The following is a 14,277-nucleotide window of genomic DNA, read 5'->3' on the forward strand; positions in this document are numbered from 1 at the left end:
GCGAGCCTGCTCGCGATGCTGCTAAAGGCTGGCGATTTTTTGCCAGACCTTGGGCTTGAAGAACAGCGTCTCGCCCTTCGCCAGGCCCACCAGGCTGTCATGATCCTTCACCACTTCGGCTTCGATCAGCTCGCTCTGGCCTTCCACCTTCAAGGTGACTCGGGTGGTGGCGCCCAATGGACGGATGTCCCGCACCTCGGCGGCGTGGTGGTCTTCCAGTTCCGAGCGCGACAGCGAGACTTCATGAGGACGGAACAGCACATGGCGATCCTCGCCCAGGTGCAAGCGATTCGAATCACCGAGGAAGTGGTAGACGAAATCGCTGGCCGGGTTCTCATACACGTCGCCCGGCGAGCCGATCTGCTCGATCACGCCCTTGTTCATCACCACGATCCGGTCGGCGACTTCCATGGCCTCTTCCTGGTCGTGGGTCACGAACACCGACGTCAGGTTGATGTCCTCGTGCAGCCGCGCCAGCCAGCGACGCAGCTCCTTGCGAACCTTGGCGTCGAGGGCGCCGAAGGGTTCGTCCAAGAGCAACACCTTGGGCTCCACCGCGAGGGCGCGGGCCAGGGCGATGCGTTGGCGCTGGCCGCCGGAGAGCTGCTCGGGGTAGCGGTCAGCGAGCCAATCCAATTGCACCATGTTCAGCAACTCATGGACCTTGGCCGCGATCTGGCTTTCGGTCGGACGCTGGTTTTTCGGCTTCATGCGCAGGCCGAAGGCGACGTTGTCGAACACCGTCATGTGGCGGAACAGGGCGTAGTGCTGGAACACGAAACCGACGTTGCGATCACGTACGTCGTGACCGGAAACGTCCTCGCCGTGGAACACGATGTTGCCCTGGTCCGGGGTTTCGAGGCCGGCGATGATCCGCAGCAGGGTGGTCTTGCCACAACCCGACGGGCCTAGCAGCGCCACCAGCTCGCCGCTCTGGATGTCCAGGCTGATGTCGTCCAGGGCCCTGAACGCGTTGAAATTCTTGCTGACGTTACGCACTTCGATCGACATGACTTATTCCTCCGAGCTGCTGTCGCGCAGGCGGTTGATTCGGTTTTCGCTCCACTGCTTGAGCAGCAGGATGAAGAGCGCCAGGATCAGCAACAGGCTCGCCACGGCGAACGCGGCCACGTGGTTGTATTCGTTGTAGAGGATCTCGACGTGCAGCGGCAGGGTGTTGGTCACCCCGCGGATGTGCCCTGATACCACCGACACCGCGCCGAACTCGCCCATGGCCCGGGCGGTACACAGCACCACGCCATAGATCAGCCCCCACTTGATGTTCGGCACGGTGACATGCCAGAACATCTGCCAGCCATTGGCGCCCAGCAGGCGCGCGGCCTCTTCTTCCTGGGTGCCCTGCTCCTGCATCAGCGGGATCAGTTCCCGGGCCACGAACGGCACGGTGACGAAAATCGTCGCCAGGACGATGCCCGGCAGCGCGAACACGATCTGGATGTCGTGGTCCGACAGCCACGGTCCGAACAACCCCTGGGCGCCGAACATCAACACATAGACCAGACCGGCGATCACCGGCGACACCGAGAACGGCAGGTCGATCAGCGTCACCAGCATGCTCTTGCCACGGAATGAATACTTGCTCACGCACCAGGCGGCACTGACGCCGAACACCAGGTTCAGCGGCACCGAAATCAGCACTGCGATCACCGTCAACTTCAACGCCGACAGCGCGTCGGGTTCGAAGATCGCGGTGAAGAATGCTCCCAGGCCGAGCTTCAGGCCCTGGGATACCACAATGAACAATGGCAACAACAAGAACAGCGCAAAAACCAGCCAGCCAAAGCCGATCAGCACGCGCCGCGATGCCGCACTGCCACGCCGGGCGGCGTTGGTGGAGGCTGCGGAAATAGACGATTGGGACATGTTCGCGCCTCCTTATGGGGTTTCGATGCGCCGCTGCAGCAGATTGATCAGCAGCAACAGGACGAAGGAAACCACCAGCATCAGCACGCCGATGGAGGTGGCACCGGTGTAGTCGTACTGGTCGAGCTTGACCATGATCAGCAGCGGCAGGATCTCGGTTTTCATCGGCATGTTGCCGGCGATGAAAATCACCGAGCCGTACTCGCCCACGCCCCGGGCAAACGCCAGCGCGAAGCCGGTCAACCAGGCCGGCAATAACGCCGGTACGAGGATGTGGCGAAACACTTGCCACGGCTTGGCACCCAGGCAGGCGGCAGCCTCTTCGACTTCACGGGGGATATCGGCCAGCACCGGCTGCACCGTGCGCACCACGAACGGCAGCGTCACGAAGGTCAGCGCCAGGGTGATGCCCAGCGGGGTGTAAGCGATCTTGAAACCGAGGTCGGTAGCAAACTGGCCGACCAGGCCGGTCGGCGCGTACAACGCCGTCAAGGCGATGCCGGCCACGGCGGTGGGCAGGGCGAAGGGCAAATCGATCATCGCGTCGATGATCTTGCGACCGGGGAAGGTGTAGCGCACCAGCACCCAGGCCAGCAATGTACCGATCACGCCGTTGATGAGCGCGGCGTACAGCGCGGTGCCGAAACTGAGTTTCAAGGCTGCCAGCACCCGCAGTGCCGAGATGATCGCCCAGAACTGTTCCCAGGTGAGCTGGGCGGCATGCACGAACATCGCCGCCAGCGGTATAAGCACAATCAGACTGAGGTACACCAGAGTGTAGCCCAGCGTCAGCCCGAAGCCGGGTATGACGGGTGAGATGCGACGCGACATAAAAGTCCTTGGTTAACTGTGGGAGCGAGCTTGCTCGCGATAGCGATGTATCTGCTAGATCAATGTTGACTGACAGACCGCTATCGCGAGCAGGCTCGCTCCCACAGGTTTTTGACTTGACTGACTGGCGAGAGCTTACTGCGCCTGATAGATCTGGTCGAACACACCACCGTCGTTGAAGAACTTCGGCTGGGCGGTTTTCCATCCGCCGAAGTCCTTGTCGATGGTCACCAGCTCCAGCTTCGGAAACTGCTGGGCGTACTTGGCGGCAACGTCCTTGTCACGCGGGCGATAGAAATTCTTCGCGGCGATTTCCTGACCAGCCGGGCTGTACAGGTGCTTGAGGTAGGCTTCGGCGATCTCGGCGTTGCCTTTTTTCTCGGCGTTCTTGTCCACGACCGCCACCGGCGGTTCAGCAAGGATCGACAGCGACGGCACGACGATGTCGAACTTGTCGGCGCCGCCGTCTTCCTTCAGCGCCAGGAACGCTTCGTTTTCCCAGGCCAGCAACACATCGCCTTGGCCGTTGTTGACGAAGGTAATGGTCGAGCCACGGGCGCCGGTGTCGAGGATTGGCACGTGCTTGAACAACGCTTGCACATACGCCTTGGCCTTGGCTTCATCGCCACCATTGGCCTTCAAACCGTAGGCCCAGGCCGCGAGGAAGTTCCAGCGCGCACCGCCGGAAGTCTTCGGGTTCGGAGTGATGACCGACACATCATTCTTGATCAGGTCGCCCCAGTCCTTGATGCCCTTGGGATTGCCCTTGCGCACCAGGAACACGATGGTGGACGTGTAGGGCGTGCTGGCGTCCGGCAGGCGCTTTTGCCAATCCACCGGCAAGGTCTTGCCCAATTTGGCGATTTCATCGATGTCACCGGCCAGGGCCAGGGTGACCACGTCGGCGCGCAGGCCATCGATCACCGCCCGGCCCTGCTTGCCCGAACCACCGTGGGACTGCTGGATTTTCACGCTGTCGTCCGGGTGCGCCTGCTTCCAGAAGCTGGCGAATTCGGCGTTGTAGTCCTGATACAGCTCGCGGGTCGGGTCGTAGGACACGTTGAGCAACTCGTAATCCTTGGCAACCGCAGAACCTGCAAAAACAGCGCTGGCCAGGGCGGCCAAGGCATAACGGCGAATTGACGACATGGTGAAAAGCTCCTGGAATTCTGGTTTCTTATGACTTCTGGCAGTTCGAATAGCCCTGAAAATCCCCCCTGTGGGAGCACAGCTTGCTCCCACAGCCCCACTTTTCAGGACGGCTTATGGCTCGGCTGCTGCAAGCGGAATTTTTCCTTGCGCTCGATCTGCACCACTTGCGCGTTGTGCACGGTGATTTCCACCGCACCAAAACGCAGGTCGCGCAATGCGCTCTGGATCTCACGCAAGATGGTTGCTTCGTCCTGGCCGTCAACGCTACGTAGGGATGCGCTCATGCTGCTGCTCCTTGAATGAATGCCAGGCAGTGGCGGCACTGCTTGCGGCGTGGGAGCAATACTAGATAAACGCAGATATTCTTAAAAAGACTATTTAAGAATTTTTATATAACCAAAACCAAATAAAAACCACATAACTGTGGGAGCGAGCCTGCTCGCGAAGCAATCTGTCAGCAGCTGACTTCTCACCTGGCACACCACCGCACGATCCAACCGCGCAATAAATACCCCAAATTGTAGGAAAAGGCGCATCTGGACCTACGAACTTTCCTATTCGCTGCAAAACTCCCCCGCGCCGGGATTGCCCTCATCAGCGCCTCATCGTCTTATTCATTGCTCCTCCGGACAGGGCAACGCGGCCCAGCCGACGACATCCCTTGAATAGGAACCATGAAAATGACCGCCCCCTCACTGCCCCGATACACCAACGAAGCCTCTACTGAATACCTCAGCCACCTGGACGACATTTACTTCGAGCAGGACCGGCTGGAGGGTCGCGACGAACAAGGCGCAGCACTGCTCAAGCAACAACAGGCCTACGCCAAAGCCCATCCGCCAATCGCCATCTACCGAGTGGCCACCGAGGGCAGCCAGACCCGTAACGGCGGGACGATCCAGCAGGCTTCATCGCGGCTGGTATTCACATTGGACGGGCGCCAGCGACGCGCCGCGCAGAAAGGCGATCACGTCGTGTATGCCGACGGCAGCACGGCGCGGATCGTTACCGGGGCCGGAAAAGGCAACACCCATATTGCATTGGTCGGCAGCCGTCTTAGTAGCGGCGATGAAATCATCGATACACCCCAGAGAACCCTGATCATCATCCTGCGTGAAGGCGTGCCGAGGGCGGTGGATTTCCTGCCTGCAATCGGGCCAGTAGAGGGCCGCCATCTGCGTTTGGTCAAACGCCAGGAGACCGCCCGGTGAACATGGGTTACTACATCGGCCTGGGCGACAAGACCACCTGCGGCGGGACAGTCCTGGATGGCGATCCGAGGATCAACCTGTACGGCCTCCTTCACGCCTGCCAAGGCGATCGCGTCTCCTGCGGAAAGGATGGGGAAACTTACCGAATCATCGGCGGAATTTCCCACATGATCAGCCATGGCCGGCTCATGGCGGGTACGCTGGACAGCCGCAGCGGATGCCCGTGCAACGCCCAACTGCTCCCTTCGGTGTTCACGGCCACCTACAGGAATGAAGCCCCCGTTGCGCCAACCACCCGAGCCGCGCAACCGACTACACCGCCTGCCACCCGCACACCCGCGACGCCGCGCCAATCCAGCTTGGCCCCATCGAACGACCCGCCGCCAGTGGTATCCAATCGAGTCGAACCACAGGAACCGGGCTTCTACGTCGTCCCCGCAAGCGTGACCCGCGAAGCCCTGGAAGCCACGCTGTTCCCATCGCCCGACCCGGCGGTGATGCGTAAGTTTCGGGCACTGAACCCTCATCAAGGTGTGGTCAAGGCGGGTTCGATGATCGTGCTGAGCGATCCGAAGAATCTGCAATGCAGCCGGGAGGAAGCCCTGGTGATGGCCGCTGCCGAAACGGTGAACGCAGCCCTTGAGGACCTGACACCGGAGCAGGCTGACTTCATGCATCGCCACGCGGCCGAGATCGCCAGTTTCACCGGCCAGACGTCAACCTGGCTCGGCGTCAGCGCGGTGATGATGGAAAAACATCTGAACAGCCTGCGCGACACCCTCCAGGCAATGGAGCGCTTGCATCAGGAAAGCTTTCGCCAACACGGCCATCTCAAGTCACCGCAGTTCTTCGCCGAGCGCAAGCTGCTACTCGCCCAATTGGATGCGCACCTGCTCAATTCCACCCGCCTGCGCGGCCAGACCAGCCTCGGCGACCACCCCAAGCTGAAAACCGCCTTGGGTATTTCCAGCAGAAGCTTGGTGCACCACTGGAACAGGGCGGGTGCGCCGGGGCAGATACCGGGTTATGCGACGCATGTGGCGGCGACCAGCCGTGCCGCTAAATATATGCAAATGGGCGGACATATCGGCATTGGAGTTGGCGCCGTTTCTTCGTTGCTGGCGATTCAGGCTGTATGTAATGAGGGCTCTGAGGCGGCTTGCGAGAAAGTTAGATTTACTGAAACTGGAAAGTTTGTGGGATCTACGGTCGGAGGGGGGCTAGTTGGGTGGATCGGTAAAACTGCAAGCAACTCGATCTGTTTGAGACTTGGCCGTAATACACGCGGCGTTGGGTGGGTTGTTTGCGTTGTGGCATTGACAGGGGCGGCGGCGTGGGAAGGCTCAAGTTTTGGTGGTGAGGCGGGCGAACACATAGGCGATAAGATATATGAGCACGTAGTGCCATGACTAGCATCGACACTTGGCCCTTATGGATTGCCTTGATTGTTTCTGGCGGCTGGTTACTACTGGGCATCATAGGTCTGATATTCAATCTGTACCTGAACCACCGGCATATGGACGCAATGATGGAAGCCTTGAAAAACAGCCGCTACATCTATATCTGGGGCCCCGCATGGCGGAAGCGGGGGTGGTTTGGGGCTTTGTCCTTGACCTCCAAAATTGCCGGTATGGTGTTGTGGCCGAAAGCATCGATCCACATCGGTGAAGCCGATGCCGATGATATTGCAAACTTCCCGCCCTACCTGAAGCGACTTTTGGTGATCGATATGACAGTAATGATCATCGCCCTCACCTGGATGATCATTGCAGTCGTATTGATCAAATCTAGATAACCCCCCAATCAAAAAATCGCCGGCGCACACTCCCAATCCAGTTGCTGCGCCGGCACCGGTCGTCCAAACCAATACCCCTGCCCCAACTCACAAGCCTGCTCCAGCAAAAACGCCGCCTGCTCACGCTGCTCGATGCCCTCGGCGTGCACCTGCATGCCCATGCTGCGGGCCAGGGCGATGATGACCCGGACAATCGCCACGTCATCCTCATCCCACGGCAAGCCAGCGACAAACCCCTGATCGATCTTGAGCTTCTGCACCGGCAGGCGTTTGAGCCGCAGCAGCGACGAGTAGCCGGTGCCGAAATCATCGATCGCCAGCCGCACGCCCAGCTCCCGCAGGCGATGCATCTGCTCCAGTGCCACTTCCGGGTCTTCCATCACCGCGCTTTCGGTCACTTCCAGCTCCAGGCAGGCCGGATCCAGGCCCGTGTCATGCAGCACCCGAGCGACTTGCTCGTACAGCTCGCGATGGGCGAACAGCCGGCTGGAGACGTTCACCGCAACGAATGACAGGGCCACACCGGCCTGCTGCCAACGGCACATCTGTCGGCAGGCCTGGTCCATGACCCAGGCATCGATCCGGGCAATCAGCCCGGTACGCTCGGCGACGGGGATGAACTCGGCCGGCGAGACCAGTCCGCGGGAAGGGTGCTCCCAACGCACCAGCGCCTCGACGCCAACCAGGCGGCCGCTCGCCAGGTCATGCACCGGTTGGTAATAGACGCGCAACTCCTGTTGTTCGAGCGCGCGGCGCAGTTCGAAAGCAATCTCGACCCGTTGCTGGGCGTGGGCGGTAAGCTCTTCGGTATACAGGGCATAGCCATCGCGCCCGGCGCTCTTGGCCTTGAACAACGCCGAATCGGCATTGCGCAGCAACTGCCCGGCGCTGAGGGCATCGCCGGGAAACAGGCTGATGCCGACGCTCGCGTTGATGAACAACGCATGGTCGTCGAACCGCAGCGGCGCTTTCAATGCATCAAGGATCCTGCGGGCCAATCCAGCCGCCTGACCCGGTTGGGAACAGTTTTCCACCAGGACCGCGAATTCATCGCCCCCCAGCCGGGCCAGGGTGAGCCCCGGCGCAAAAAGCCCTCGGAACCGCTCGGCGACGCCCTTGAGCAACTCATCGCCGACGTTGTGGCCCAAGCTGTCGTTGATGTTCTTGAAATGATCCAGATCCACCAGCAGCAGGGCGCAGCCGCGCTTGTGCAGTTGCGCAGACGCCACGGCCTGCTCCGCGCGATCGGAAAACAGCAGGCGATTGGGCAGGCCGGTCAGCGGGTCGTGATGGGCCAGGTGCGCCAGCTCGTGTTCGGAATCCTTGATCGCACTGATGTCTGAAAACACCGCGACGTATTGGCTGACCTGACCGCCGTCGTCACGAATCACCCGGATCGTTTGCCATTGCGGATAGATTTCGCCGCTTTTGCGACGATTCCAGATCTCGCCGCTCCATTCGCCTGAATCGGCCAAAGCGGCGAACATGACGCGATAGAAATCCACCCCATGGCGCCCGGACTTGAACAGGTTGGGGCGCTGGCCCAGCACTTCATCCCGCTCGTACCCGGTAATCGTCATGAAGGCGCGATTCACGTGCACGATCAGCCCGTTGCGGTCTGTCACCAGAACCCCTTCGCGGGTGCAATCGAAAACCGCAGCGGCCTGGCGCAGGCGCTCGCGATCGACACTGTGCTCGGCTTTAGCGAAAAATCCCGCTATCCGCATCCGCGCCAGGAAGATCAACCCGGCGCTGACCAGCACCCAGGCGTAACCGTTTATCAGTAGCCAGCGTTGCTTGTCGGCGGATTTATCGAAGAAATTGCTCGATAAACAACCAACCAGCTGCAACCAGATGACTGAGAGCACGAGATAAAACAGCGCTGTGCGCAGGGCGCTGCGTTGATGGGCAGTCATTCGGTCGTCCATGTCCTTACAAGAAGCGAGAATTATAAAGGAAGAAACATCCTGCCACTCTTATCTGAAAGGCCGACTGGTTTTATCTGTCGGGCCGGTGATAATGCATCGGCAGTTTCTATCTTTATCGAGGGCCCTACAGCCTATGTGGTACGAAGGTTTTCTTGGCTTGTCTGCCTGGTCACTGGTGGCAATCACCCTGCTGATGACCCATGTCACGATCATTGGCGTCACGGTCTACCTGCACCGTTATTCGGCGCATCGCTCCCTGGAGCTGAACGCCGGCCTCAAACACTTCTTCCGTTTCTGGCTGTGGCTGACCACTGCGCAGAATACTCGCGAGTGGACCGCCATCCACCGCAAGCACCACGCCAAATGCGAAACCGTCGACGATCCCCACAGCCCGGTCATCAAGGGCTTGTCCACCGTGCTGCGCAAAGGCGCCGAGCTGTACCGCGCCGAAGCGGAAAACCCCGAGACCCTGCGCATTTATGGCAAGAACTGCCCGGATGACTGGATCGAGCGCAATCTCTACAGTCGCTTTCCACTGCTGGGCGTGGCGCTCATGGGCGTTATCGACCTGCTGCTGTTCGGCACCATCGGCATCACCATCTGGGCCATTCAGATGATGTGGATCCCGGTCTGGGCCGCGGGTGTGGTCAACGGCCTGGGCCACGCCGTGGGCTACCGCAACTTCGAATGTCGCGACGCCGCCACCAACCTGGTGCCCTGGGGCATCCTGATCGGTGGCGAAGAGTTGCACAACAATCACCATACCTATCCCAATTCGGCCAAGCTCTCGGTACGCAAGTGGGAGTTCGACCTGGGCTGGGCCTGGATCCAGGTATTCAGCTTCCTGCGGCTGGCCAAGGTCCAGCGTGTCGCGCCGATCGCCCACCGGGTCGAAGGCAAGGGACACCTGGACATGGACACCGCCATGGCGATCCTCAACAACCGCTTCCAGATCATGGCGCAGTACCGTCGCCTGGTCATCGCGCCACTGGTCAAGCAAGAGCTGGAGAAGGTCGATCACTCTGTGCGCCACCAGTTTCACCGGGCCAAGCGCCTGTTGTCACGGGAACCCAGCCTGCTGGACGACCGTCATCACCTGCGCATCCAGAACATGCTGGAACACAGCCAGGCGTTGAAGGTGATCTACGAAAAGCGCCTCGCCTTGCAACAGATCTGGGCCAAGACCAGCAGCAACGGCCACGACATGCTCGCCGCCATCAAGGAATGGGTCCACGAAGCAGAGGCCAGCGGTATCCAGTCCCTGCGAGACTTTGCCGACCAGCTCAAGACCTATTCGCTGCGGCCTGCCACGGCTTGATAAAGCAGCGCCATGGCAACTGATTGACCGTGGAGAAGCGTTTTTTGTGACGAGGGAGCTGGCTCCCGCTGGGCTGCGCAGCAGCCCTTTTCTTGTGAGCGCTTCGCCCCCAAGCGGGAGCCAGCTCCCTCGCCACGGGTTTCAATACCTAACCGCTCATGACGGGCTCAATCAGGCTCGCCCTTCGTCGCCTGAAAAGGAACTTCGCCCAGAATCCTCTATCTCAAAGAGCACTTCGCCATCCAGGCGGGCTTTGGAGAAAGCGCGTGCGAACCTTCAACAGTGCACGTTCTTTGAGATATGTGCCGATGGTCGACAAGAACCTACAGGATTCATCCCTACCCCACTGGCCCGATGCGGCCCAGACCCTCATGGCGCTGATGCACGCCCAGGGTGAAGTGGCGCGCCTGAGCGAGCGTGAACAGTTGTTCAGTTCGTTGCTGGTCAGCGTCAACGCGGTGCTTTGGGCATTCAACTGGGAAACACGGCAAGTGTTGTATGTCAGCCCGGCCTACGAGCGTATCTTCGGCCGCCCTGCCGGCTTGGTTCTGGCTGACTTCAACGAGTGGCGCGACGCGATCTATCCCGACGACCTGGAGTACGCCGAACGGAGCCTGGCCGAGGTGTTGGTCAAGGGCGCTGTGGAAGACCGCGAATACCGCATCATCGCCGCCGATGGGCAGATCCGTTGGTTGAGCGACAAATGCTTCATCAACCGAAAGGCCGAGCCAGGGCAGCCTGTGATCGTGGTCGGCATCGCCGAAGACATCACTGAAAAAAAGTTGTTGGAAAGCGAGCTGCAACGCCTGGCGACCACCGATGTACTGACTCAGAGCAGCAATCGCCGACACTTTTTCGAATGCGCCCACCGCGAGTTCGAGCAGGCTCGCCTGCAGGGAATACCCATGGCGTTCCTGTTGCTGGACATTGATGATTTCAAGGTGATCAACGACACCTACGGCCACCAGGAGGGCGATATCGTGTTGCAGAAGATTGCCGAGAGCGGCCGCTCCGTGCTCCGCCGTGGCGATCTGTTCGGGCGGATCGGTGGCGAAGAGTTCGCCGCCGTGTTCCCCGGTTGCGCCCCGGACATGGCATTGCAGGTGGCCGAGCGGTTGCAACGGGAAATCCAGCGCCTGGCGTTCCGCTGCGGCGAGCAGAACTTCGGCATTACCGTCAGCCAGGGCCTGACCAGCATCGCTGCCGAAGACCAGAGCCTGGACAACCTGTTCGCCCGCGCCGATGCCGCCATGTACGAAGCCAAGCACCAGGGCAAGAATCGCATTATCGCGGCCTGAAAGGCTGGCCTCGCCGGCCCTTTGTGGGAGCGGGCTTGCCCGCGAAGACGGTCGCACATCCAACAATTCTGTGACGGATACACCGCTTTCGCGAGCAAGCCCGCTCCCACAGGGGAAAGTGGTGAGCCTACTTCCTGCGCAACCGCATCAACTCCGACAAGCCGATCTTCAGCAAGCGTGCCGTGCGGCCCCGAGCCAGTTCTTCAAGCCCTTCGTGCGCGGGCAAGTGGGCCATCTGTGCCGCCATGTTCATCACCAATGCTTCCCGGGAATACACCCCGCCACCGAGCCCATAGACCGCCGCAATCAACTCGCGCAGTTCCAGCGGCAGGCGCCAGCGGGTTCGCAGCGCCGAGCCGAAACTGGCGCCGAACCGGTCAAGGGTCTCCCCCACCTCCTCGGGTTCGTCCAGCTCGCCACCGGCCTGCGTCCATTCTTCCAGGCAGCGCAGCAATGCCAGGTCACCCAAGCGATGCAAGAGCCCGGCGCAATAACAGCGCTCCTGCTCCAGATCGAGCAACCGCGCCATGGTCCGGGCGTATTCGGCCGTGTGCAGCGACAATTCCCAGTAACGCTCAGCGTAATCCGCCAGGCTTGGAACGCTGAGCCGGGCGCAGCGCTTGAGGGTCAGACCGAGGATCAGGTTCATGCTCTGGCCGGTGCCGAGCTGGTGCAGGGCCTGGGCCAAGGTTTGCACAGGGCCACCGCCCTGATGCTGGGCAGCGCTGTTGGCCGCTGCAATCAGCACGGCGGTGATTTGCGGGTCGGTGCGAATCTCCTCTTCCAGCAGCTTCAGGTCCAGGCCGCCGGGGTTGAGGCTGCGTCTGACCGCCACTTGCACATCGCTCATCAACGGCGCGCCTTGGGATAGATCACGGCGACGCTCGAGAAAGGCCGCCAGGGTCAGCCCTGGCCCTGGGACCGGCGCATCGTGGCCGGCTTCTTCACTGCCACTCAACAACAACGCCTGTAAACGCTGCGTCAGGTTTTCCCGGTTCAAAGGCTTGGTCAAATAGGCCGTTGGCGCCAGCGGCAGCACCTCTCGGACGCTGGCGCTGTCGTTACGCCGACTCATCAGGATGAACGGCAAGGCCGGTGTGCGTTGCTGCTGGCGAAGGCCGCGCAGGATGCTCAGGCCATCGACGCCCGGAAGCTCCCAGTCAGCGATCACCAGGTCGTAGGGATGGTGCGCCAGCAGATCCAGCGCCTGCCGGCCTTCGCTACAGGTATCTATTTGGGCGTCGCAGCGCACACCCGACAACACCTGCTCCAGTAACTCACGAGACGCCGGATCGGCCTCGGCGATCAGTACACGTGGTACAGCGGGTAAATCCACAACAGTCATTGCGCATCGCTCCCTTGCCATGCTTGCACCTTAGACAAAGACCGCCGTTGCAGACAGCTCAAAACCTGCGGGACAGGTCCGCGGAGTATGAAAAAACCCGCCGAAGCGGGTTTTCTGTGAATCAGCACACAATCAGAGCTCAGAGAAGCACTCTTCGATGATTGCCAGGCCTTTGTCCAGTTGCTCGTCCGGCGAGGTCAGCGGCACCAGCACCCGCAGAACGTTGCCATAGGTACCGCAGGACAGCAGGATCAGGCCTTTGTCGCGCGCCTTGGCCACAACCTGGGCCACTGCTGCCGCGTTCGGCTTGTGGGAGTCGCCGTTCTCGAACAGCTCCACAGCGATCATTGCGCCCAGCGCACGGACTTCACCAATGACCGGGTACTTCTTCTGGATCGCCTTGAGGCCAGTGACCAGTCGCTCGCCGACGGCCTTGCAGCGGTCCAGCAGGTGTTCCTCTTCAAACACTTCCATCACCGCCAACGCCGCCGCACAGGCGATCGGACTACCGGCGTAGGTGCCGCCCAGGCCACCCGGAGCGATGGCGTCCATGTACTCGGCCTTGCCGCAGACACCGGCCAGCGGGAAGCCGCCAGCGATGGATTTGGCGAAGGTGGTCAGGTCGGCAGCGACGCCCATCTGCTCCATGGCGAAGAAGGTGCCGGTACGGCCAGCGCCCGTCTGCACTTCGTCAGCGATCAGCAGAATACCGTGCTGGTCGCACAGCGCGCGCAGGCGCTTCATGAATTCCTTGGGCGCCACGTAGAAACCACCCTCGCCCTGCACCGGCTCGATGATGATTGCAGCGATATCACGCGGCTCGGCGTCGTTCTTGAAGACACGCTCGATGCTGGCGATGGAGTCGTCGATGCTCACGCCGTGCAGTTCGTTCGGGTACAGTGCGCGGAAGATACCGCCTGGCATCAGGCCCATGCCGGCCGAGTACGGCACGACTTTGCCGGTCAGGCCCAGGGTCATCATGGTGCGGCCATGGTAAGCGCCAGTGAAGGCGATCACACCAGCGCGGCCAGTGGCGGCCCGGGCGATTTTCACGGCGTTTTCCACTGCTTCGGAACCGGTGGTCACCAACAAGGTTTTCTTGGCGAAATCGCCTGGAACCTTGGCGTTGATTTTTTCGCACAGTTCCACGTATGGCTCGTAGGCCAGGACCTGGAAGCACGTGTGGGTCAGCTTGTTCAGCTGTTCCGTCACGGCGGCGATGATTTTCGGGTGCACGTGGCCGGTGTTCAGCACGGCGATGCCGCCGGCGAAGTCGATGAATTCACGACCTTCAACGTCGGTCACCGTGGCGTTCTTCGCCGACTCGGCGAAGATCGGGTGAATCTGGCCGACGCCACGTGGAACAGCAGCGGTGCGGCGGGCCATCAGATCAGCGTTAGTCTTGCTCATTACAGTCCTCATTCGCCGCTCATCGGTCGGCGTGGTTCAAGGATTACACGGCGGGGAGTCAACGGCGGCAGCATGCGATGATCGACTGCCACGGCGTTCCCGGCC

General features: G+C 60.9%; 13 protein-coding genes. 5 read left to right on the forward strand and 8 right to left on the reverse strand.

Features of this window, described 5'->3' with window-relative positions; genetic code table 11:
- Positions 1 to 21 precede the first annotated feature (21 nt).
- The 5 genes from J7E36_RS23220 to oscA form a co-directional block, all read right to left on the reverse strand.
- Positions 22 to 1,011, reverse strand: a complete 990-nt coding sequence (locus J7E36_RS23220) for a sulfate/molybdate ABC transporter ATP-binding protein (RefSeq protein ID WP_215008350.1) — start codon at positions 1,009 to 1,011, stop codon at positions 22 to 24.
- Positions 1,012 to 1,014: 3 nt separating this feature from the next.
- Positions 1,015 to 1,884: a sulfate ABC transporter permease subunit CysW gene (cysW, locus tag J7E36_RS23225; protein WP_215008352.1), complete on the reverse strand. Its 870-nt coding sequence runs from the start codon at positions 1,882 to 1,884 to the stop codon at positions 1,015 to 1,017.
- Positions 1,885 to 1,896: 12 nt separating this feature from the next.
- On the reverse strand, positions 1,897 to 2,715 hold the full coding sequence (gene cysT / locus J7E36_RS23230; protein WP_215008354.1) for a sulfate ABC transporter permease subunit CysT: 819 nt from the start codon (positions 2,713 to 2,715) through the stop codon (positions 1,897 to 1,899).
- 135 nt (positions 2,716 to 2,850) lie between these two features.
- Complete coding sequence (locus J7E36_RS23235; protein WP_215008356.1) at positions 2,851 to 3,864, reverse strand: sulfate ABC transporter substrate-binding protein; 1,014 nt, start codon at positions 3,862 to 3,864, stop codon at positions 2,851 to 2,853.
- A gap of 104 nt (positions 3,865 to 3,968) precedes the next feature.
- On the reverse strand, positions 3,969 to 4,151 hold the full coding sequence (gene oscA / locus J7E36_RS23240; protein WP_003186967.1) for a sulfur starvation response protein OscA: 183 nt from the start codon (positions 4,149 to 4,151) through the stop codon (positions 3,969 to 3,971).
- A gap of 396 nt (positions 4,152 to 4,547) precedes the next feature.
- On the opposite strand from oscA, the gene J7E36_RS23245 reads away from it, so the two are divergent.
- The 3 genes from J7E36_RS23245 to J7E36_RS23255 are packed head-to-tail and all read left to right on the forward strand — an operon-like array spanning position 4,548 to position 6,873.
- Positions 4,548 to 5,078 (forward strand): hypothetical protein, encoded by a 531-nt coding sequence (locus J7E36_RS23245; protein ID WP_215008358.1) that lies wholly within the window; start codon positions 4,548 to 4,550, stop codon positions 5,076 to 5,078.
- 2 nt (positions 5,079 to 5,080) lie between these two features.
- The gene (locus tag J7E36_RS23250) at positions 5,081 to 6,487 is read left to right on the forward strand and encodes a PAAR domain-containing protein (RefSeq protein WP_251030740.1); all 1,407 of its coding nucleotides are present in this window, start codon (positions 5,081 to 5,083) and stop codon (positions 6,485 to 6,487) included.
- Positions 6,484 to 6,873 (forward strand): hypothetical protein, encoded by a 390-nt coding sequence (locus J7E36_RS23255; protein ID WP_215008362.1) that lies wholly within the window; start codon positions 6,484 to 6,486, stop codon positions 6,871 to 6,873. The genes J7E36_RS23250 and J7E36_RS23255 overlap by 4 nt, the downstream gene beginning before the upstream one ends.
- A gap of 8 nt (positions 6,874 to 6,881) precedes the next feature.
- Here the strand turns inward: J7E36_RS23255 and dibA are convergent, their stop codons facing one another.
- Positions 6,882 to 8,789: a phosphodiesterase DibA gene (dibA, locus tag J7E36_RS23260; RefSeq protein ID WP_215008364.1), complete on the reverse strand. Its 1,908-nt coding sequence runs from the start codon at positions 8,787 to 8,789 to the stop codon at positions 6,882 to 6,884.
- A gap of 145 nt (positions 8,790 to 8,934) precedes the next feature.
- Here dibA and desA point away from each other — a divergent pair, with 145 nt between their 5' ends.
- Positions 8,935 to 10,119 (forward strand): delta-9 fatty acid desaturase DesA, encoded by a 1,185-nt coding sequence (gene desA / locus J7E36_RS23265; RefSeq protein ID WP_215008366.1) that lies wholly within the window; start codon positions 8,935 to 8,937, stop codon positions 10,117 to 10,119.
- Positions 10,120 to 10,427: 308 nt separating this feature from the next.
- Positions 10,428 to 11,417 (forward strand): GGDEF domain-containing protein, encoded by a 990-nt coding sequence (locus J7E36_RS23270; RefSeq protein ID WP_215008368.1) that lies wholly within the window; start codon positions 10,428 to 10,430, stop codon positions 11,415 to 11,417.
- Between the two features lie 127 nt (positions 11,418 to 11,544).
- Here J7E36_RS23270 and J7E36_RS23275 read toward each other — a convergent pair whose 3' ends face one another.
- Both J7E36_RS23275 and gabT read right to left on the reverse strand, forming a co-directional pair.
- Complete coding sequence (locus J7E36_RS23275) at positions 11,545 to 12,762, reverse strand: HDOD domain-containing protein (RefSeq protein WP_215008370.1); 1,218 nt, start codon at positions 12,760 to 12,762, stop codon at positions 11,545 to 11,547.
- Positions 12,763 to 12,894: 132 nt separating this feature from the next.
- Positions 12,895 to 14,172: a 4-aminobutyrate--2-oxoglutarate transaminase gene (gene gabT / locus J7E36_RS23280; RefSeq protein WP_215008372.1), complete on the reverse strand. Its 1,278-nt coding sequence runs from the start codon at positions 14,170 to 14,172 to the stop codon at positions 12,895 to 12,897.
- Between the last annotated feature and the right edge of the window lie 105 nt (positions 14,173 to 14,277).

This window comes from Pseudomonas fluorescens, assembly GCF_018614775.1.
GTDB classification, from domain to species: Bacteria; Pseudomonadota; Gammaproteobacteria; order Pseudomonadales; family Pseudomonadaceae; genus Aquipseudomonas; species Aquipseudomonas fluorescens_BY.